Consider the following 21,102-nt stretch of genomic DNA (forward strand, 5'->3'; position numbering starts at 1 on the left):
TGAGGCAAAAATCCTCATCATCACAATTACAGAATACCTATCAACCTTCCACCATTGTTGCAGCAACAAGCTAAACGAGTCCTGGGCCTCTACCCCGTTTGTCACCCTTGTCGGTTAACTCACCTTCTTTATCTTCATTTGCTTCGATGAGTTCCTCAGCACGGTTAGCAGTGTCTTGTTCTGCTGATTGTTTTGCATCGCCAGGTACTTCATAGTACATTTCTGGCTCAACAGCATAGTTGTTCAATAAACCTTCTTTATCAACCGTGTAACCGTCTGTAGTGCGTATGCTCTGGGGGTCGGTTTGGTCGTCGGTGGGAGCGCTGGCTTCTCTTTCTTCTGTGGGGACTGTTTTGTACGAGTCTCCTTCTCTTTCTTTACGTGCAGCGGTTTCCGCAGGGATAATACCTCTATCATATGCATCTGATTCAACGCGATCGGATGAATCTATTGCTTTCTTAACTTCTTTATTAGCCATAAATCAAGTCCTCGTTAAACTTTTTTTTGATTAACTTCTTGAACTAGATTAAGCTTTTAATCTAGATAAAAATACTATCTTTAGAAGTGAATTACTTACAATAATCAACTATTTACTCTATCCAAAGATATATATATTATTTTCCTATTTTCCTGGGTTTGATAGGTTTGTAGTCTGCACAAAGCGTGCTTAAAAATCCAGGACTTCAGTCCTGACTACGAATTCATTAAAATTAACGACATGTAGCAGTTCTGTTTGATGTGTGAAAATCGATATGCTCAGATCCCAGACTTCTTTAAGAAGTCTGGGATCTTATTGAAGAGAATGATTTAGGTTTTCTAGATAAAGCAATAGCTTAAAGTGGCGGTATCTTTATTAGCCGACAATTTGATTTTGGAAATGTCGAATTTCCTGAGCTAATTCTTGCCGACTGGAAGCTTTGATCAGATAACGGAAACTAAACCAAGTTGTGTAACCAATACCAATTAACTCAAAAGTTGGTGCAACTAAAGGAATCCCATTGATTGCACCTAGAATTGCTAACACTACTTTTAGTGTGACAATCGCAGACAAAATCAAAACTAGAGTGATCAAAGGCTGTTGATATTGATTAAAAAATCTGCCTAAATATACCGGAAGCTGTGCTAAGAAGTCAGAAACTTGACCACCAATTTGTTGCCATTGCTCATTAGATTGACTAGCTGGAGGTAGCTTTGGCAAGTTTTGATTGTCTACACCTGTAAGAGCTACAGTTGCTTCTGTGGAGTTAGAGTTGGCTAATTCAATTTGTGGTTGTTCGGTTGCCATAATTTTTGTATTGTGTTCTTAACCAGAGTTTTGATTATTGATTCAATGTCAATCAATATAATAGTCTAGATTGTCGTTAAAAATCATTGCAATCGCGACAAAAGCCTATAATCAATTATATAATATTTTTTGATTACAGGCTTTGGTTTTTATTAAAAAGTCGTTGATTGTTGACGGTTCACAGTTAACAGTCAACCGTCAACTGTGAACATTTTTTTTACTTGGAACTCCCTATTGTTATCTATTTTGCTGAGTTGGCGGAGCAACTACTGCTTTTACCACTACTTTGGTCACACCTTTAATCTCCTTTGATAAAGGTACAATTTTATCGAACTGTTGCTGATTATTTACAGTTCCACCAACAGTAACTGTACCATCTTTGGCAGCTTCAACTGTAAGAGCGCCATTAGGAATATTAGCCTCTAATTTAGAGCGAACTTCGCTAGCAAGGTCACCTGTAGCTCTGTTTGTATCGCCGCCAGTAGTGTTGTTCCGCTGTTCACGAGCGCGAATATCAGAATTTAATTGTCTGCGGCGAGTCTCGCTTTGAGCATCTTTTTGAGCAGCTTCCGTTGCTTGAGCATCTGGTTTTTGCACTGCTTCGTTGGGATTATTAGGTGCTGATTCACTTGTTTTTTCAGTATTATTACAAGCAACAGCACCGAAAATTAGAAGACTGCTAATTAAGAAAGGTGTTAGTTTTTTCATTTCTTTGCTCTTGGTATAAAATGCGAATTTTGGTTTGTGCTGAGGTGTGTGGGAGGAAGCAGGAGCAAGTTTTTTGACTCTTGCTCCAATTACTGAAATTTATGCGCCCTATAGGGTTTCATCTCGGCGATCAACAATCAACACAGCTGGCTCATCTCTACCCAATTCAGCTGGATGATTGATGCGAGAAGTATCAACAACATTTCGGTCGTGGTGATGCACTCGGTCTAAATCAGTAGCGTCATAAACGGCAAATTCTTCAATTCCCCGACGTTTGAGGATAGTTTCAGCTTGGTGAATTTCCGATTCTGTACCATCGACCATGACAATATAGTCGCCGCGTTGGAAGCGATCGCCATACACTCGCGCCCGATTTTCGGGAATTCCTAAACCGACCAATCCGCCTGTAATTCCACCTGCGGCTGCACCGATCGCACCGCCTGCGGCTGTTGTGGCTAAGGCTGTAGCTACTGCACCCCCAGCTATTACAGGGCCGACTCCGGGGATAGCTAATGCACCCAAACCGACTAATAAACCACCTAAACCGCCCAAGGCTGCACCTGTAGCTGCACCTGCTTTAGCACCTTCATCTGCTTTATTGCCAGTGCCAAGGTTTCTATCTACACCAGTATTCACCCCAGCAATGCGATCGCCATCTGTGTTTTTGGCAATAATTGAGACTCGGCTCATGGGGAAACCAGCATCGCGCAGTTCTGTGAGTGCTGCTTCTGCATCGCGTCGGTGCGCAAATACACCAATCGCTCTTCTATTTGCGTGAACGTTACCTGTATGCACGCCACCTGTATGAAGGTCACCAACTGGGCGATCGTGGTGATGCACTCGATCTAAATCAGTGGCATCATAAACGGCGAATTCTTCAATTCCCCGACGTTTGAGAATGGCTTCAGCTTGGTGAATTTCCGATTCTGTACCATCGACCATGACAATATAGTCACCGCGTTGGAAGCGATCGCTATACACTCGCGCCCGATTTTCGGGAATTCCTAAACCGACCAATCCGCCTGTAATCCCACCTGCGGCTGCACCGATCGCACCACCTGCGGCTGTTGTGGCTAAGGCTGTAGCTACTGCGCCTCCAGCAATTACAGGGCCGACTCCGGGGATAGCTAATGCACCCAAACCGACCAATAAACCACCTAAACCGCCCAATGCTGCGCCTGTAGCTGCACCTGCTTTCGCACCTTCATCTGCTTTATTCCCAGTGCCGACGTTTCTATCTACACCAGTATTCACCCCAGCAATGCGATCGCCATCTGTGTTTTTGCCAATGATTGAGACTCGGCTCATGGGGAAACCAGCATCTCGCAGTTCTGTCAGTGCTGCTTCTGCATCGCGTCGGTGCGCAAATACACCAATCGCTCTTCTATTTGCCCGAACATCTCCATGAGTACCAACAGGAGTACCAACGGGAGCAACAGGAGCACCAGGAACATCATATTCGCTGCGTGGTCTGTCATAAACATTGAAGTCTTCAATATTCCAACGGCGCAGAATAGGTTCGGCTCTAGCAATTTCTTCGTCTGTGCCATCGATAATTACTAAATAACCGCCTCGCTCAACTCTTTCGTTGTAAACTCTGGCTTGTTCTTCGGGGATTCCTAAACCAATTAATCCGCCAAGTAAACTACCAGCTGCCGCACCGATGGCACCACCAGCTATAGTTGTAGCCAAGGCTGTAGCTGCTGCGCCAGCCAACATGATGGGGCCAATTCCGGGGATTGCTAAAGTACCAAGACCAACCAACAAGCCTGTCAAACCACCCAATGCACCACCGGAAACTGCGCCGACTTTTGCACCTTCATCAGCTTTATCGCCGACGCGCTCTTCTACTGGCGTTCCAGCAATTTCACGGTTATTGTCTCCATCTCTGGCAACTACTGATACTCTATCCATGACAATCCCAGCATTGCCCAACTCGCGCAGAGCTTGCTCAACATCACTACGATTATGAAATACGCCTATAGCACGTCTAGTTACTACAACCATTTGTTTCTCCTGGAAATAAGAAAATTACTTAAAACAGCTAATTTATTAAGCTCGATAGTTCTATTTATGCTGTTTTTTAAATTAATTTTCATCAATCATTTGGAAGAAATTATTTATCTATCATTGGATATAGATAAATTAAAAATCTGCAAAATATATCCAAATATATAACTTTGAAATCTGTTTTCATGAGTTGTTTTATATAAACAATTCCAGATTTATAGCAATTCTAAATTCTGCGCTCACAACTTGAACCCCGACTAACTAAAGAATTCGGGTATGTGAAGCCTACTGATTTTCACCAATCAAATCAGACTGCTAGACAATTTTTACAATTATTAACATTTGCCAATATTTTTGTAACCTCAAAAACAAAATAAATTTAACTCATAGGTAGGGTTTCTCATATTTAAATTTGATATCAAATAGGCTTGTTCCGGATAAAAAATTTTTTTTGTGAATATTGTCCGTGAATTGAATTAATAAAATCACTAGCTTAATTGTCGGCTGGGCAATGCCTACGTTTTATTACAAAAATAAAATTTTAGCCTCATATATACTAAGTCAACAAGAAGTATATCTTTTGATTAATAAATTTATTACTTAGGAAAGTGTATCTATTTATAACTGCTTTCTAGACTGATAAATAAGCCATTTTCTCAAGAAATGGAATTTTATTCATCGCACGGAAGAGAGTAAATACTATGGTTCAAAATTTTGAAACTATATTGAGATGGGACTGGCTACCGTTGGGAGTAACATCCACCAGCGGTATACCAGAAGTTATCAGTCCAGAAAGAGTGTCTGTTGTCTTTTCCAGTCCAAAATTTTTCGTTGCATTCTTGGCTGGTACTTTAATGGCATTAGCCTTTCAATTACTGTTAACAAATTTTTCTGTAGCCGCAGGCATTTCATCATGGGATATTGATGACGATGATGATGACGATCGCTCCGAAAGTTTGGGGCATAAAATTCGCGCCGTAGAATCTAAAATTGGGATTTGGGCATTAATTACCTCGACGATTTCGATATTTGCTGCTAGTTTTTTAGCAGTTAAACTGAGTTTAATTCAAAGTGCCTTATTTGGAGCCATTATCGGTGTAGTTATCTGGTCTACCTTTTTCTTTTTGGTAGTTTGGTTAGGTTCATCTACAGTAGGTTCCTTAATTGGTTCTCTTGCTAACACCTTTACTTCTGGTTTGCAAACCCTAACTAGTACAGCAACTGCTGGTATCGGTGCAAATTTAGCACAAAAACAAATGGTTTCCACTGCTGAGGAAATCACAGCGGCTGTGCGCCGGGAATTAACTTCAGGTTTTGACCCTGACAGTATTAAGAATACATTACAGAGTTCCTTAAAGTCTCTGCAAGTACCAAACCTGAATGTCAAAGAAATTGGCAATCAATTTCAGCAGATACTCAAAGATGTCGATTTCCAGGATATTGCTAATAGCGATGCACTCCGCAATGTAAATCGCCAAACCTTTGTGGATTTAATTAGCGATCGCGTAAATTTGTCTAAAGGCGATATTAATAAAATTGCCGATCAATTAGAAGCTGCTTGGAAACAAGCTTCATCTCGCAAAAATCCCACAGAGCAAGTCATTAATTTGCTCAAATCTGCTACACCTGAAGAATTGAAATCAGAAAATTTAGGTGAACGACTTCAGCAATTGGTTGGAGTTGGCGGTAGAGGAAATGGTAATGGTAGTAGCAATGGTGGACTCAAGCAAGCTGTGCAATATGGCGTGGGTGCGGCTGTCCCATTGGTATTAGATAGAGTTAATCTCTCTGATATAGATGTGGACAAAATTACCAATCAATTACAAAAGCTGAAAGACAAAGTTCAAGATATAGACGTTGACAAAATCACCAGCGAACTGCAAAAGTTCACAGATAAAACTAGCGAACAAATCACCGAAAAGTTACCAACATCAAACCGCAACAATATTAAAGTAGATGTAGAGGAATACATCTCCAATTCTTTCCCTTGGCATTTTAACCGCCTGACAATCAAAGATGAATTCCAAGATGTCATCTACGATCCACAAGCAGATCCTGCAACTACTGGCCGAGAGTTGTCAGAAATCAATTCAGAGTATCTTACCAACTTGCTAACAAAGCGAGGCGATATTAGTGAAGAGAGAGTAAAAGAAATTGCTCAACAGCTAGAAAGTATTCGCCAAGAAGTTTTACAAACGGTCCAACAAGAAACAACAAGAGGAAAATGGCAAGATGTGCGGACTCAGATTGAAAATTATCTGCGTTCCACAGGGAAAGAAGAACTCAAACCAGAAAATATTCAGCAGAATTTTTCTGAGTTGCTAGAAGATCCACAAGCAAGTTTGGAAGATTTAAGACATCGCTTCTCACAATTTGACCGTGAGACATTTGTCCAAGTTCTCCAGCAACGTCAAGACATCAGTGAAGAGGAAGCTAATAATATTATTAGCCAACTCGAAAGCACTCGTGATTCTGTATTGAATAGTGCTAGAGAATTGCAAGACCAAGCACAAGCTAAAACTGCTGAACTGCGCCAACGAGTAGAAGAATATCTGCGAAATACTAACAAGGAAGAACTCAATCCTGAAGGTATCAAACGCGATTTTCAAACTTTACTCGAAGACCCACAAGCAGGAATTGCTGCGTTACGCGATCGCCTTTCCCAATTCGACCGTGATACTTTGGTACAACTGCTCTCTCAGCGTCAAGATTTGAGCGAAGAACAGATTAATCAAATTATCGATCAGTTAGAAGGTGTACGCGATAACATCTTGCAAGCACCCCAAGTATTAGCAGATAAAGCCAAAGAACAATACGAGCAAACTAGCGCCAAAATTGCTGAATATCTCCGCAATACTAATCTGGAAGAACTCAACCCTGAAGGTATTCGCCAAGATTTAGAAACCCTACTTTCCGATCCGAAAGAAGGTGCTGTGGCGTTACGCGATCGCTTATCCCAATTTGATCGTGATACTTTGGTACAACTCCTCAGCCAACGCGGAAACTTGAGCGAAGAACAAGTTAATCAGACTATCGATCAAGTCCAAGATGCGATTAATAATATTGTCAAAGCGCCACGACGCTTGGCAAACCGCACCAGCCAACAAGTTGTAGACTTTGGTAAGAGTCTGGAAAATTACCTGCGTCACACCAATAAAGAAGAACTCAACCCAGACAGTATCAAGCGCGATTTACAATTACTGCTGCAAGATCCACGATTGGGAATTGGAAATTTAAGCGATCGCCTATCCAAATTCGACCGTTCAACCATTGTCAGTTTATTATCCCAACGGGAAGATATCTCAGAAGAAGAAGCCAACCGCATTGTCGATCAAATCGAGTCTGTGCGCGACACCTTGAGTCAGCAATATCAGCAGATTCAGCAAAAAGTACAATCGGTGCTTGATAGTTCCTTTGGTAAAATTCGCGAGTATCTCAACTCCCTGGATCGTCCAGAACTTAACTACGAAAACATCAAGCAAGACTTTGCAAAAGTCTTTGACGATCCCCAAGCTGGATTTGAAGCCTTACGCGATCGCCTCAGCAACTTTGATCGTGATACCCTAGTGGCGCTGATCAGTTCACGCCAGGATATTTCCGAGGAAGACGCTAACCGCATCATCGATCAAATCGAAGCAGCGCGAGATAGCGTACTCCAACGCGGCGAACGCATCCAACAGGAAGCGCAAAAACGCATCAAAGCCATCCAACACCAAGCCAAAAAGCAAGTTGAAGAAACCAAAAAAACCGTCGCCTCTGCTGCTTGGTGGTTATTTGGAACAGCGTTAACTTCTCTGGTTGCGAGTGCGATCGCTGGTGTCATCGCCGCCACAGGTGGGTTAAACTTCATCAGCTAAAGGTTTGCATATCTATGTAATTCACTTCGCCTAAGTCTGCGGAGTTCATAAAACAAAAAATAAGCCTGCTTCGCCTATATTTCAGGTTGCGAGCAGGCTTATTTTTTCTAAAGGGGACATCCAATTTTTTAAATACCCAATAAATTTGTAGTGCGAGCGTCTCGCGAGCTGATGTTCATTCATCGAGCAAGATGCTCGCACTACGGAATATGGGTAATTTATTTTTTGTCAGTCCCAAGATTTAGTTTTATTTAGTTTCAAAATTTAATTGATGAGTTTGGGAACCATCATATCTGGCGATCGCAATAATTTTTAACTAAGTTTTGTATAAAAAAGTACATATAACTTCAAGCCAGGTAACTTCATTGTGACAGTTTTTAAGTTGGTACATGGAGGCTTTTGCGCTGACAAAAATAGCTAAGTAACAATTTCTAACTCTTGTACCTTGGAAGCTTTTCCCTGATGCCACAATGCTTGTAGGCTATCTAGTTAAGAAGTGCAGTGTATTGATGTGCGATCGCTATCACAAAGCTATCAGACATATATCACAGGAAATCGCAGTGTTTATCACTTAGCTTTGGGTAAAAATAAATAATACTTACAATGAGAATAATCCTCGGTTATTACGTGGCAAGTATGAGGAGTAACTTTTATGCTCGAAAAATTATTACTGGCCCTTGGCCTCACCTTAAGCCTTAGTCTATTTACAGGTTTGACTGGCGCTGCTCCCAAACAGACAACTGGCAGCATCAACTTACATCCTCATCAAGTGTTCAAGTTAACCCAAGTTGTTGGTAATCTTTAATACTAATTGTGGCGCATAGCTAAGATTATTCATATCATAGGCTGAAGTATAAATTATGGCAGCAGAGAATATGAAAAGCCAAATTTTAGCCACAACTCTATTTTTAACAATAATCGGCTTGACAACGAGAGTCGAAGCCGCAAATTCCGAACATATTAGACAATTATTAGCGACGAAACAATGTCAGAACTGTGACTTGATAGGCGCTGGTTTAGTATTGGCTGACTTAACTGGAGCCAATTTAAGCGGAGCCAATCTCGCAGGTGCTAACCTCAGCCGTGCAAACTTGACTGGTGCTGATTTGCGGGGTGCAAACTTGACTGGTGCTAGTTTATTCGGCGTGAACCTCAGCGCGGCTAGACTCGCTGGTGCAAATTTGGCAAGTACAGACTTAAGAAACTCCTATCTAGTCAATGCAGAATTAACTGGAGTAAACCTGAATAGTACTTATCTTCAGGGTGCAATTGGCATACCAGCACAAATTGCCACACCCGAAGAGTTTTATGCTTGGGGTGTAGCAGAAGCACAAAGAGGCAATACACAACAAGCTATTGATTATTTTAACCAAGCGATCGCAGCCAAAACCGAATACGCCGAAGCTTACCTAGCCCGTGGTGTCGCCCGTTACCAAGTATTAGATAGACCAGGTGCATTCAAAGATGCGGAGATTGCAGCCAAAATCTTTACAGAGCAAAAAAATGCTCCTGGTATCCAAACAGCGCAAGCATTTATTAAAGAACTACAAACACCCCCAGATGGTAAAGTGAATGTTGGCAAACCCAGCTTTTTTGACTTTGTAGGTAGTCTTGGTTCGGTCTTATTACAGTTCTTTCCCTTTTAGGGAAGCAAGACAAGGGAGACAAGGAGGAAAAATGACTGTTGACTGTTGACGGTTGACGGTTGACTGTTGACTATTGCCTTCTTTACAAATGACAAATGACAAATGCCCCTATCCCTTGAATTATGGACAGCAAATCAAGATTTAGCCCAAGCTTGTCTAGAGCATCCTTTTGTGCAAGGCATTGGTAATGGTAGTCTTGAGCCGGAAAAATTTGCTTATTATGTCGGACAAGATGCTTTTTTCTTAGAAGCTTTTGCTCGTGCTTACAGCATCGCCGCCGCTAAAGCACCAGACTGGCTAGGATTCACTACATTTCACGCCCTAGCTGATGGAGTTTTGCAGGAACTAAAGCTACATGAAAGCTATGCTGCGCAATGGGGTGTCAATTTACGTGCTGTAGAACCAGGCGCAGCAACCCGTCGCTACACTGACTTTTTATTAGCGACTGCTTGGGGTGGGGATGTAGGTTTAACTGCTGCGGCGATGTCTCCATGTATGCGCCTGTATGCTTTTTTGGGAGAACAGTTAGCTGTTAATGGTATTCCTAATCATTTATATGCAAATTGGATTGAGACATACAGCAGCGCAGATTTTCAACCTTTGACACAACAATTGGAAAGTTTAGTTGACAATTACGCTAGCGCCACACCGTTGGTACACTCTACCTATCGTTACGCCATGTTCTGCGAGCGTGACTTTTTTCAAGCTGCATGGATGCTATAGCCATCGCTCTGTAATTTTGCTTTTTACTCTTATTCAGTCGAGTTTTTCAAATATGAATACTTCAATATTACTACCAAAATTACGCTTTTCTACCTGAGTCATTTTTTGTCTCATATTGGATATTAATGAATCCTTTGGGTCTACACGAAGACGATTTCTCATCACTAACCAAATTCGCTGAAATTTGTGATTATTGAATAATTCATTATTTGATATTTTAGGTAATTGCGTATCTATAAAAATTCGCTCATTTAAAATAGTGGATAGCAGTCCATACTGATTTATTTGCTGAGATGCTGGGAAATAGTAATTAAATGGCATCTCTATTAAAGTTGGGTATAACACAACTGTATCACCTGATTTTATCGAAGATTGGATATAAGATGCTACTAAATTCCAAGGTTCTTTATGGGCATATTGGTAATATTGTCCTGTATTAATCATCTGTATACTTAGTAAAGTTGCTAATGATATAGCAATTAATAGTTTTTTGCGAAAACTCAAGACACCAGCAGCAATCAGTACAAAAGATGGTATGGTCGTCCAGAGGAAAATTCTCGTAATAAAAATTGGTCGCCAAAGACTGATTAAAAATGCTAGCAGAATAGTACCAATACCAAAAGTAATTGTTAAATTTATTTTAATTAATTGATGTCGCCAAGACCAAATTCCTAATAATGCTAAACCTAAAAGTATGAGGAAATAATATTTATTACCATAAAGCGCGATCAAAGTCTTTATCAAAGTGCGTACTGTCGGAGAAGGAATCCAAAATTCCTGAAGAGTAACTACCGTCTGTCTCAATATTTTTGGTAGCCACCAAAACCAGAGGAGAATAGGGATTAAGTTAGCAACTATCCAATTCAAAAAAAATTGCTTTCTCCAGCAACCAGTTGTTGCCCACCAAACAAGAGCAATAACATTAGCTAATATAAATAGTAGTAATGCTGTATTGTGGCAATAAAGAGCAAAGGACACACCAATCAAATAGGCCAGCCAAGCTAAATCAGATGACAAATTGTCAAGTTTACCTTGAATACTAACAGAGCCTTGTAGACTAGAAATGAACCCTTGACCAATTGGTGCGATCGCTTTAGCTGGATTAGTCAGTAGATATGCTAAACCCGATATTGATAATGTAGCAGCCGCAGTTAGCAGTGCATAGGTTCGTGCTTCTTGACTATATTGAATATTAATCGCTGAAGTTGCAAGCAGTGCAGATGCAACCAATCCTAGCCAATGACCTCCTAGTATCCGGCCTAGCAAGTATAGGAGTGGTATATTAATTATCCCAATAATAGCTGAGAGAGAACGTAATGCTGCTTCTGACTGTCCAAAAACTAGCCAGAAATGTTGAAGCGTATAATAAAGCGGTGGATTTGTTTCTCTGACAGCGTCTTCACTCCAAAGTTGAGAGAGTGACATTTGTGCAAAGCGTAAAGTAGCTGCTTCATCAAACCATAGAGGTTCTTTTCCTAACTGATGAAAGCGAAGCAATGCACCTAAAATTGTTATAGCAATAAGCGGAAAATAAGAACTAATACTGTTTTTCACCCACTGACGGTATTCACTCCTCATCGCAATCACCTCAATCTTGGCAAGAGTAACGCCTGTCAACGAAATTTTTGGCTTGAGTAATGATTAATAGGTCAACTGTGTTTATAGTTTTGAATCAGTACAACTGGTAGATTGTGCGATCGCCGAGGCTTGTTATATTAATGCATCACCCTGCAATTGAGTTGCATCGCCTTGCAATTGAGTTGCATCGCCCTGCAATTGAATTGCATCGCCCTGCAATTGAGTTGCATCGCTCTGCAATCGAATTGCATCGCCCTGCAATTGAATTGCATCGCCTTGTTATATTAATGCATCGCCCTGCAATTGAATTGCATCGGGTAACAATGCGTAGACGCATTAGCGTTAGCTGCTTGTCGTAGACATCGCATTTCATCCCGTAGGGGCGGGGTCTCCCCCATTGGTGTCAACTTAAGTCAAAACGCATATTCCACAGGCATTTTACCCCACCCCTCAATCCCCTCCCCTTGGCAAGGGGAGGGGATTGAGGGGTGGGGTGACGCGTTGAGTGATGGTAAGCGAGTGAGTTCAAAATCACGTCTTGGCAAGAGTTTCACGTTAAGTTGACACGTATGGGTCTCCCCGCCCTAGGTCTTTTAATTAATGCTCAAAGGTTTTCCTTCATTGAAGGACGCGATACATTTGGGGATATTGATTTTGTGTCATAAATCATCGTCAAGGGCGGGGAGACCCCGCCCCTACAAATGCATTGATTGGCAATGCGATGTCTACGACAAGCCGCTTTGCGTCTACGCATCGGCAGGTAATTCGTTGGTGTTGTGCCCTTATAATCGCTTACTGAAGATGAAATGGTTCAACAGAGCCAATCTGCTCTCGAAGCTTATCATCGCACAGGTTCAGGAGTGGCGCATAACCGCGTGCGTGAATGGGCTGTTTCTCAATTTCAGTAATTTTAATTTTTAGCGGTTATAATTACAGGTGCTTGTTGCTAAAATTTATACGATTCATGAGTGAAGCGAATACTGAATATCAAGCCCTACTTGATGAGATGATTAGAACTGGGAAACTCAAACCGGAATATAAAGAGATACTCTTAGAAATTGGTGAGATGGGAAACAAGGCTTGTAATTTAGGATTAATTGACGGTCTGAGTTGGCGTGAAGATGCTAATAATGTCATTATCGATCAATACGAGATACTGATTCAGCACAATAATTTTTTGTATTTAACCTTCGCTGAAACCCGCGACTATCTGAAGAATTTAATTGCAGGTGCAGAAATTGAACAGTTAGAGAAAGTTTAAAATTTGCAGATTAAAAAAGCTGGGCAATGCCCAGCTGAAATTAAGCAAATATTCCTGCAAAAAAATCAAGAGTCTCCTTCAAGGCTTTGATAAAAATATCAATTTCCTCACGGGTATTGTAGAAATATAAACTTGCCCGTGCGGTTCCCGCTACATTTAAGTAACGGTGTAATGGTTGAGTGCAGTGATGTCCAGAACGGATGGCAACGCCTTCTTGATCTAATAATGTAGATAGGTCATTTGCATGAACATCTGTTACGGTAAACGAGGCTAAAGCGGCTCTACCTTCACCATTAGCATCCGGTTTCGGCCCGTAAATTTGAACTTGGGGAATTTGCGCTAATTGTTGGAACAAATAAGCTGTTAATTCGGCTTCATAAGCATGGATTTTATCCATACCTATATTAGTAAGATAATCGATTGCTGCACCGAGCGCGATCGCTTCCCCAATTGCTGGCGTACCCGCTTCAAATTTATGGGGTAATTCCGCATAGGTGGAATGATCTAAATATACTTCAGCAATCATCTCACCACCACCAAAAAATGGCGGCATAGATTCTAACAGTTCTAATTTGCCATACAAAAAGCCTATCCCCGTCGGGGCACACATTTTATGCCCAGAGGCGACTAACCAATCACAGTCTATTGCTTGCACATCGATATGCATATGAGGCACACTTTGGCAAGCATCCATTAAGAATTTCGCACCGTATCTGTGAGCGATCGCAGCTATTTCTTTCACTGGATTTATACAACCCAAGGTGTTAGAAACATGAACTACTGACACTAATTTAGTTTTATCAGAAATTAGTGTTTTGAACTGTTCAAAATCAAAAGTTTGTTCTGGAGTCAGTTCAACAAATTTGAGTACCGCACCCGTTTTTTGTGCCACAAATTGCCAAGGAACTATATTACTGTGGTGTTCCATCACCGACAGAATAATTTCATCTCCTGGCTGCAAATTATTCATTCCCCAGCTATACGCCACCAAGTTAATCGCTTCACTCGCGTTGCGGGTGTAGACAATTTCTTGACGCGATGCAGCATTAATAAATTTGGCAACTTTATCTCTAGCGCCTTCATAAGCATCAGTAGCTTGAGCGCTGAGAATATGCGCGCCTCGATGGACGTTAGCATTATACTTTTCGTAATAATCTCGCAGGGTATTTAACACCTGGAGAGGTTTTTGGGAAGTAGCCGCATTATCTAGGTAAACTAAGGGTTTACCGTTGACTTCTTGATGCAAAATCGGGAAGTCAGCGCGAACTAAATCGGCTAGAGTTTTGGTAGAAGTAAAAGTCATTGGTGATTAGTCATTTGTCATTTGTCATTTGTCATTTGTCATTGGATGACTTAAGACTATTGACTGTGGTTAATAGGCTTTGTCGCAGGGAAGCAACGGGTATTTTATTGATGATTTCGGCAGCAAAAGCGTTAATTAACAAATTCCGGGCAGCATTTTCATCAATGCCCCGACTTTGGAGATAGAATATTTCATCATCCTCCAACTGGCTAACAGTAGCACCGTGAGCGCACTTCACATTATCTGCGGTAATTTCCAGTTGAGGTTTGGTATCAACTCTCGCTTTAGATGATAGTAGCAAATTCCGGTTTAATTGGGCTGCGTTTGTTAGCTGTGCTGGCTTAGGAACAAAAACCTTACCGTTGAATACTGCATGAGCGCGATCGCCTACAATACACTTATGCAATTGTTCACTTTTACCATAGGGATGATTCAGCGCGATCGCACTGTGAGTATCCGCTAACTGATTACCAAAAATCATCGTCAAACCGTTGAGTGTCGTTTCCGTTTGCTCACCAGTTTGTAAAACCTCTAAATTATGGCGTGACAGCTTCCCACCAAAACTAATCGCGTTACAAGTATAGCGACTATCACGCGCCTGAGCGATCGCAGTTTTCCCAATATGAAAAGCCTCTCCACCTTCCCGCTCAACCCTAGTGTGACTCACTTCGGCATTCTCAGCCACCCAAATCTCCGTCACCGCATTCGTAAAGTAAACTCCCCCCTCTGCGCCTCTGCGGTTCCTATACTCTTCCACCAAAGTCACCTGAGAACCACTTTCCGCCACCACCAAACAACGCGGCTGAGAAATCGTCGCTTCTTCCCCAGCAACAGCAACAAACAACAAATGAATTGGTGTTTCAACGACTACATTCTTTCTCACCAATACCACTGCCACATCAGCCAACCCAGCAGTATTCAGCGCCGTAAAAACTTCTTGCGCTCCCTCAGCTTTAGCCAAATACTTGCTAACATTTTCCTGTACCTCAGCCGATAAAGCTGTCAAATTTCCGACAACCACACCTTGAGGTAAATCAATAGCTGACAACTCTGGCGCATACACACCATTAACAAACACCAAGCGACTATTCGCCGCTTCTGGTAAAGCAAACGCCGAAATATCAGTCGGAATTTGCTTCCCTAGCTGAAATTCCACCTTGCGCAACCCTGACAAATCAGTAAAGCGCCATTCTTCCTCGCGGGTGGTAGGGATATTCGCATGACGAACCCCATCAGCAGCACCTTGACGTAAACCTTCTAACCAACTTGCTGCTTTTTGGGTAGTTACCTGTGCTAATAACCCAGTTAAATCCTCATCCTTATCCAACAAATTAGCAATAGAACTGGGAGAAACTTGAATAGTCATTACACACCCACCTCAACCGCATCTGCTTCCAACACCCAGTCATAACCGCGAGACTCCAACTCTAGCGCCAATTCCTTACCACCGCTGGTGAGAATCCGCCCATGCGCCATCACATGGACAAAGTCGGGCACAATATAGTCGAGTAACCGCTGGTAGTGGGTAATCAAAATTGTGGCATTTTCTGGACTTGCCAGATGGTTTACACCACCAGCTACAATCTTGAGAGCATCAATATCCAAACCCGAATCGGTTTCATCCAAAATTGCTAACTTCGGTTCTAGCAGCGCCATTTGCAAAATTTCATTGCGCTTTTTCTCACCACCAGAAAACCCTTCATTCACACTGCGGTTGAGGAAAGATGGATTCATCTTCACCACTTCCAACTTTGACTCTACCAAATCGTCAAAATCAAAAGCATCCAATTCTTCTAAACCCTGTGCTTTGCGACGAGAATTATAAGCCACCCGCAAGAAATCTAAATTGCTGACACCAGGAATTTCTAAAGGATATTGAAACGCTAAAAATACACCAGTTCTGGCGCGTTCCTCTGGTTCCAATTCCAGCAGATTTTGTCCTTGAAAAATTACCTCGCCACCAGTCACCTGATATGCTGGATGTCCGGCTAACACCTTAGAAAACGTACTTTTACCAGAACCATTCGGCCCCATAATCGCATGAATTTCGCCGGCACGAACTTCCAGATTCACACCTTTAAGAATCGGCGTTCCATCAACTGTAGCTGTCAGATCCTTAACTGACAGCACAACTTCACTATTTTCAATAATCATCTTCTCTCTCTTCTCTCTCTCTTTCTTTCTTTCTTTGCGCTCTTCGCGCCTTCGCGGTTCGTTAATATTTTTTAACCACAAAGACACGAAGAAACGAAGGTAAATTATCTAGATTATCCAACTGAACCTTCCAACTTCAGGCTCAATAACTTATCAGCTTCCACCGCAAATTCCATCGGTAGCTGATTAAATACATCCTTACAGAAGCCGCTAATCATCATCGAAATAGCATCTTCTGGGGAAATACCTCTTTGCGCAAAGTAGAATAGCTGATCTTCGCCAATCTTCGATGTAGAAGCTTCATGCTCTACTTTCGCAGTATTATTTTGTACCTGAATATATGGGAAAGTATTGGCATGAGCATTATCGCCAATGAGCATCGAGTCGCACTGAGAATAGTTTCTCGCGCCTTGGGCTTTCGGGTTAACTTTTACCAAACCGCGATAGCTGTTACTAGAGTTACCAGCAGAGATTCCCTTAGAAATAATTGTGCTGCGAGTATTTTTCCCAATATGAATCATCTTGGTACCGGTGTCAGCTTGCTGCATATTATTTGTCAGCGCCACCGAGTAAAATTCACCCACAGAGTTATCACCAACCAACACGCAGCTAGGATACTTCCAAGTAATTGCTGAACCTGTTTCTACTTGCGTCCAGGAAATCTTGGAATTCACACCTTGACACAAACCGCGCTTGGTGACGAAGTTATAAATCCCACCTTTGCCGTTAGCATCACCAGCGTACCAGTTTTGCACTGTGGAGTATTTGATTTCCGCGTTATCCAGCGCCACAAGTTCAACAACAGCCGCGTGGAGTTGGTTGCTGTCGTACATTGGTGCTGTACAACCTTCCAGGTAGGAAACATAGCTACCTTCTTCAGCCACAATCAATGTGCGCTCAAATTGTCCCGTATCACCAGAGTTGATGCGGAAGTAGGTAGAAAGTTCCATCGGGCATTTTACGCCTTTAGGAATATAGACAAAAGAACCATCAGTGAATACAGCAGCGTTCAAAGCCGCAAAGTAATTGTCAGCTACTGGAACAACGCTACCCAGATATTTTTTGATCAGTTCTGGGTGTTCCTGCAATGCTTCGGAAATGGAACAGAAAATTACGCCATCCTTAGCCAGCTTTTCCTTAAATGTAGTAGCGATGGAAACGCTATCGAAAATTGCATCAACGGCGACATTTGCTAGACGCTTTTGTTCAGTTAGGGGAATACCTAGCTTTTCAAAGGTTTCTAGCAGGGTGGGATCAACCTCATCCAAACTTTCCAGCTTTTGTTTTTTCTGTTTCGGCGCGGAATAGTAGATGATATCCTGGTAATTTATTGGTGGATACTTGACATTAGGCCAAGTAGGTTCTGTCATTCTCTGCCACTGGCGATACGCTCTGAGGCGAAACTCCAGCATGAATTCCGGCTCGTTCTTCTTGGCGGAGATTAAGCGGATAACGTCCTCGTTTAGTCCACGCGGAATAGTGTCGGCCTCAATATCGGTGATAAAGCCGTACTTGTAAGGTTGGTTGACTAAGGTTTTGACAGTGGCACTCATTAGTAATAATCTCTCGTGTTCGTGGAAATCTCTTTTAAGGATGGGAGACGGACTTGGTTCTAGCCGATTCCCATCTGGGGTTACAGAGTGGTTACACGGCTGTTAAAATAAGAATGGAGACTAAAACAACAACAGTGTTGTTTAACTTATCTTCATTTTACGCTAGATTAACAACAACAATGTTGTTAAAGTCAAATTTTCAAAAAAATTTTTTGGGACGTTCGCGCAGCGTCTAGCAGAGAAGATGACGACTATCCACCAGTCCTCAACGAAGCAAGATATTCTGGAATATCTTCTGAAACACTCACAAGCAACTGCTTTTGAGCTAGCCGAAGTCTTAGATATTAGCCCCCAGGCGATTCGCCGCCATCTGAAGGATTTGGAGGCAGAAGAGCTAATTTTGTATTCTACGATGGTGCAAGCGGGCATGGGGAGACCGCAGCATGTTTATCAACTAAGTTCTTTAGGACGCGATCGCCTGTATCGTCAAGATAGCGATCGCTTGGGTGATAGTTACGGAAATTTTGCTGTTTCCCTGCTTGATACTTTAGCAGAAACGGTAGGGAAAGACCAAGTTAAGAACATTTTACAAAAACAATGGGAACGCAAAGCCCTGGAATATCGCGATCGCCTCGGTAACGGTTCCTTAAAAGAACGTGTTGCCCATTTAGTAGAATTTAGAAAAGCTGAAGGCTTCATGGCAGAGTATCATCCTGTAGAGCCTGATGATTCCACAAAGAGCGATCGCTTTCTCTTCATCGAGCATAAATGTGCTATTTCTAATGTTGCCGAATCTTTTCCTAGCGTTTGCGGTCATGAACTAGAAATGTTCGCCGCCGTCCTCCCCGATTGTACAGTAGAGCGCACCCACTGGATTATCAATGGCGAACATCGCTGTGGCTATTTAGTCCAAGCGCGGGACTAGGGACTAGAAGGGGCACAAGGAGGACAAGGAAGATATAATGACCACTGAGCACTGACTACTGACCAATGACAAATTCCCCATCAGAACAATTTTTAAGTTTGGAAGAGTCTGCAAAAGTAGATGCAGCTTTGTTATCTTCTTCAGAAAAGTTTTTAACAAGATTGACAATTTCATCCCTGAAGCTTTTGACACATATTGCCCAAGAAAATGGAGTGACTATAGAAGAATTAACAACAGCACAGGTAATTGCTTGGTTTGAAAAAGATAGCAAAATTAAGCGAGAACAGGGAATTGAAGCTGCTTATTTAAAGTGGTAAGGTTTTCTTATTAAACATCTTGACCAACAAACGGCAAGATGACCTCAAAAGACTTGATTTTCCGTTACCAAACACATCTAAATTGACCCTACTGTATTAAATTATCAAAACTATACAGGATAAGGTTTTTCAGAACATCTTGCAGGTTTTTAAACGTATCTCGGTTTCATGCCCTGTTGGGCTAATAATACCAATATCGCTAGAATGGTGGGTACAGAAATACGTGCGTCACTTTTGAATGACTTGATTAATGCCAACTTCTTCATACTCCACATTTAAAAAATTACTAATATCTTTTCCCAAACAATTTTCCTCATTGATGAAATAATTTAAATTAATTATCGTTTTTTTTGATTCCATCATTAGACTAATGCTATTTCCATTTGGAGTTCTCGCACAAATAAGTTTTGTTATATCCGATAAATTATATTCATAATATTTACTATAAATTCTGATATTATTGAAAAATAAATTTACACCCTTATTAAACACTACAACATTATAATCTCTAAAAAAGCCACATACATAGCTTTTAAAATAAAAATATTTAGAAATACAAGGTATAGTAATATAGTATAAAGTCAACAAACAAGTTAATATTATTATCTGAACATCTACATGTTTTGCATAATCTCTTGAATTAAAAATCATTGTAAGTAAATAATATAGCAAGCTATAAACAAAAAAGCTAATTGCGAAAACCGAAATCAATAAAAAAGAAGATTTTATTAGTTCTAGAAAAGTATTTATAATAATAGGTTGTTTTAAACTTTTGTTTTTATCAAAGTTTCTTATAATCAATGCCTCCCCATCATATTCAACATAAGAATAATTGCTTTTAAATTGGTCTATACTTAAGTAGTCATTTAATATATTACTCGTATAATCTTTCATGTTTTTTTCCTCAGGGATATTTAAGCAAAATAATTTTTGTATTTTAGCTCTAAAAATATAGAACTAGATATTTATTAATGATGCCCAATTACTTCATATTCTACCTTTAAGAAATCACTAATGTTTTTTGCTAATTCATTATCGAAAGGTTCTATCCCATCGATATTACATAAATCAACTACTATTTTTTTAGATTCCATAACTAGCTTAACTTCATATTTATAATAAATTCTATTCCCTTGATTTTTATTGACTTCACTACTTTTAATACAAAGCACTTTAGATATATCTGATAGCGGATATTCACAACAACTAGAGCAATTAGTTTTAAATTTAAATCGATAATACTTATTTTCAACAAAGCTTAATGTATTTGAAAGCTTAAAAAAGCCACATGCTCTGTTAATTTTACAAGGTTTAAATATAAATTTATATAAATTGTATAAACTTAATATTAAGAAAGGTATCATGAATATAGGATTAGTCAGAAAAACATGAAATAATGATCCCAACAAGGATATCAATAAACGTGCTATGGGTATCAATAATAAGAGTACTATAGGTACAAGCATAGCCATTGAATATATACATATAAATATTATCCCACCTGTAAACATAATTGCTCCTAGGATAATTCTCTGTGTTTCTGTCAATTCTTCATATATATTTTTACTTTTATCATTCTCTTTGTCTTCAGAATTTTCTTTACTATCTATATCATCAACTTCAGAATTTTCTTTACTATCTATATCAGTTTTATCATCTTTGTAATCTTTAATAATTAACTCATTATCGTTCATCTCAAGATAATTGTATTCAGATAAATGCTTATTAATACTAATATTGTATTTTTTAAGATTTACTGTATATTTCATCTTTGTTTTTCAA

The 21,102-nt window shown here is 40.6% G+C and carries 19 protein-coding genes; 8 read left to right on the forward strand and 11 right to left on the reverse strand.

Annotated elements, in window-relative coordinates; all coding sequences use genetic code 11:
- Positions 1 to 70: 70 nt before the first annotated feature.
- The 4 genes from AACU32_RS36230 to AACU32_RS36245 form a co-directional block, all read right to left on the reverse strand.
- On the reverse strand, positions 71 to 478 hold the full coding sequence (locus AACU32_RS36230; RefSeq protein ID WP_096607086.1) for a hypothetical protein: 408 nt from the start codon (positions 476 to 478) through the stop codon (positions 71 to 73).
- Between the two features lie 375 nt (positions 479 to 853).
- On the reverse strand, positions 854 to 1,285 hold the full coding sequence (locus AACU32_RS36235) for a CAAD domain-containing protein (protein WP_096607087.1): 432 nt from the start codon (positions 1,283 to 1,285) through the stop codon (positions 854 to 856).
- A gap of 237 nt (positions 1,286 to 1,522) precedes the next feature.
- Positions 1,523 to 1,993 carry a BON domain-containing protein gene (locus AACU32_RS36240; protein ID WP_096607088.1) on the reverse strand — a complete coding sequence of 157 codons (471 nt, stop codon included), beginning with the start codon at positions 1,991 to 1,993 and terminating at the stop codon, positions 1,523 to 1,525.
- Between the two features lie 108 nt (positions 1,994 to 2,101).
- Positions 2,102 to 4,000, reverse strand: coding sequence for a hypothetical protein (locus tag AACU32_RS36245; protein WP_339378567.1), 1,899 nt, complete (start codon positions 3,998 to 4,000; stop codon positions 2,102 to 2,104).
- A 704-nt stretch (positions 4,001 to 4,704) separates the two neighbouring features.
- Between AACU32_RS36245 and AACU32_RS36250 the strand changes: the two genes are divergently transcribed.
- From AACU32_RS36250 to AACU32_RS36265, 4 genes are all read left to right on the forward strand, one after another.
- Positions 4,705 to 7,860, forward strand: coding sequence for a hypothetical protein (locus AACU32_RS36250; protein ID WP_096607089.1), 3,156 nt, complete (start codon positions 4,705 to 4,707; stop codon positions 7,858 to 7,860).
- A gap of 652 nt (positions 7,861 to 8,512) precedes the next feature.
- Entirely contained in the window at positions 8,513 to 8,665 is a 153-nt protein-coding gene (locus AACU32_RS36255) for a hypothetical protein (protein ID WP_339378568.1), read from the forward strand.
- A 70-nt stretch (positions 8,666 to 8,735) separates the two neighbouring features.
- Positions 8,736 to 9,506, forward strand: coding sequence for a pentapeptide repeat-containing protein (locus AACU32_RS36260; protein WP_096608333.1), 771 nt, complete (start codon positions 8,736 to 8,738; stop codon positions 9,504 to 9,506).
- 102 nt (positions 9,507 to 9,608) lie between these two features.
- Positions 9,609 to 10,229: a TenA family protein gene (locus AACU32_RS36265; RefSeq protein ID WP_096607090.1), complete on the forward strand. Its 621-nt coding sequence runs from the start codon at positions 9,609 to 9,611 to the stop codon at positions 10,227 to 10,229.
- Positions 10,230 to 10,262: 33 nt separating this feature from the next.
- Here the strand turns inward: AACU32_RS36265 and AACU32_RS36270 are convergent, their stop codons facing one another.
- Positions 10,263 to 11,807: a glycosyltransferase family 39 protein gene (locus AACU32_RS36270; RefSeq protein WP_096607091.1), complete on the reverse strand. Its 1,545-nt coding sequence runs from the start codon at positions 11,805 to 11,807 to the stop codon at positions 10,263 to 10,265.
- Between the two features lie 140 nt (positions 11,808 to 11,947).
- Between AACU32_RS36270 and AACU32_RS36275 the strand changes: the two genes are divergently transcribed.
- Together AACU32_RS36275 and AACU32_RS36280 are read left to right on the forward strand one after the other, a co-directional pair.
- Positions 11,948 to 12,166, forward strand: coding sequence for a hypothetical protein (locus AACU32_RS36275; protein WP_339378569.1), 219 nt, complete (start codon positions 11,948 to 11,950; stop codon positions 12,164 to 12,166).
- Between the two features lie 605 nt (positions 12,167 to 12,771).
- Positions 12,772 to 13,068, forward strand: coding sequence for a hypothetical protein (locus tag AACU32_RS36280; RefSeq protein ID WP_096607092.1), 297 nt, complete (start codon positions 12,772 to 12,774; stop codon positions 13,066 to 13,068).
- A gap of 40 nt (positions 13,069 to 13,108) precedes the next feature.
- Here the strand turns inward: AACU32_RS36280 and AACU32_RS36285 are convergent, their stop codons facing one another.
- The 4 genes from AACU32_RS36285 to sufB form a co-directional block, all read right to left on the reverse strand.
- The gene (locus AACU32_RS36285; protein ID WP_096607093.1) at positions 13,109 to 14,371 is read right to left on the reverse strand and encodes a cysteine desulfurase; all 1,263 of its coding nucleotides are present in this window, start codon (positions 14,369 to 14,371) and stop codon (positions 13,109 to 13,111) included.
- A 31-nt stretch (positions 14,372 to 14,402) separates the two neighbouring features.
- Positions 14,403 to 15,737: a Fe-S cluster assembly protein SufD gene (sufD, locus tag AACU32_RS36290; protein WP_096607094.1), complete on the reverse strand. Its 1,335-nt coding sequence runs from the start codon at positions 15,735 to 15,737 to the stop codon at positions 14,403 to 14,405.
- Positions 15,737 to 16,525, reverse strand: coding sequence for a Fe-S cluster assembly ATPase SufC (gene sufC / locus AACU32_RS36295; RefSeq protein ID WP_096607095.1), 789 nt, complete (start codon positions 16,523 to 16,525; stop codon positions 15,737 to 15,739). The genes sufD and sufC overlap by 1 nt, the downstream gene beginning before the upstream one ends.
- Before the next feature lie 113 nt (positions 16,526 to 16,638).
- Entirely contained in the window at positions 16,639 to 18,078 is a 1,440-nt protein-coding gene (gene sufB, locus AACU32_RS36300) for a Fe-S cluster assembly protein SufB (RefSeq protein WP_096607096.1), read from the reverse strand.
- A 244-nt stretch (positions 18,079 to 18,322) separates the two neighbouring features.
- Between sufB and sufR the strand changes: the two genes are divergently transcribed.
- Together sufR and AACU32_RS36310 are read left to right on the forward strand one after the other, a co-directional pair.
- On the forward strand, positions 18,323 to 19,003 hold the full coding sequence (sufR, locus tag AACU32_RS36305; RefSeq protein ID WP_096607097.1) for an iron-sulfur cluster biosynthesis transcriptional regulator SufR: 681 nt from the start codon (positions 18,323 to 18,325) through the stop codon (positions 19,001 to 19,003).
- A 65-nt stretch (positions 19,004 to 19,068) separates the two neighbouring features.
- Positions 19,069 to 19,320 (forward strand): hypothetical protein, encoded by a 252-nt coding sequence (locus AACU32_RS36310; protein ID WP_096607098.1) that lies wholly within the window; start codon positions 19,069 to 19,071, stop codon positions 19,318 to 19,320.
- Between the two features lie 228 nt (positions 19,321 to 19,548).
- On the opposite strand, the gene AACU32_RS36315 is transcribed toward AACU32_RS36310, so the two are convergent.
- Positions 19,549 to 20,214, reverse strand: coding sequence for a hypothetical protein (locus AACU32_RS36315; protein ID WP_096607099.1), 666 nt, complete (start codon positions 20,212 to 20,214; stop codon positions 19,549 to 19,551).
- 74 nt (positions 20,215 to 20,288) lie between these two features.
- Positions 20,289 to 21,089, reverse strand: coding sequence for a hypothetical protein (locus tag AACU32_RS36320; RefSeq protein WP_096607100.1), 801 nt, complete (start codon positions 21,087 to 21,089; stop codon positions 20,289 to 20,291).
- Between the last annotated feature and the right edge of the window lie 13 nt (positions 21,090 to 21,102).

Source organism: Calothrix sp. NIES-2100, from assembly GCF_963875285.1.
Lineage (GTDB): Bacteria > Cyanobacteriota > Cyanobacteriia > Cyanobacteriales > Nostocaceae > Aulosira.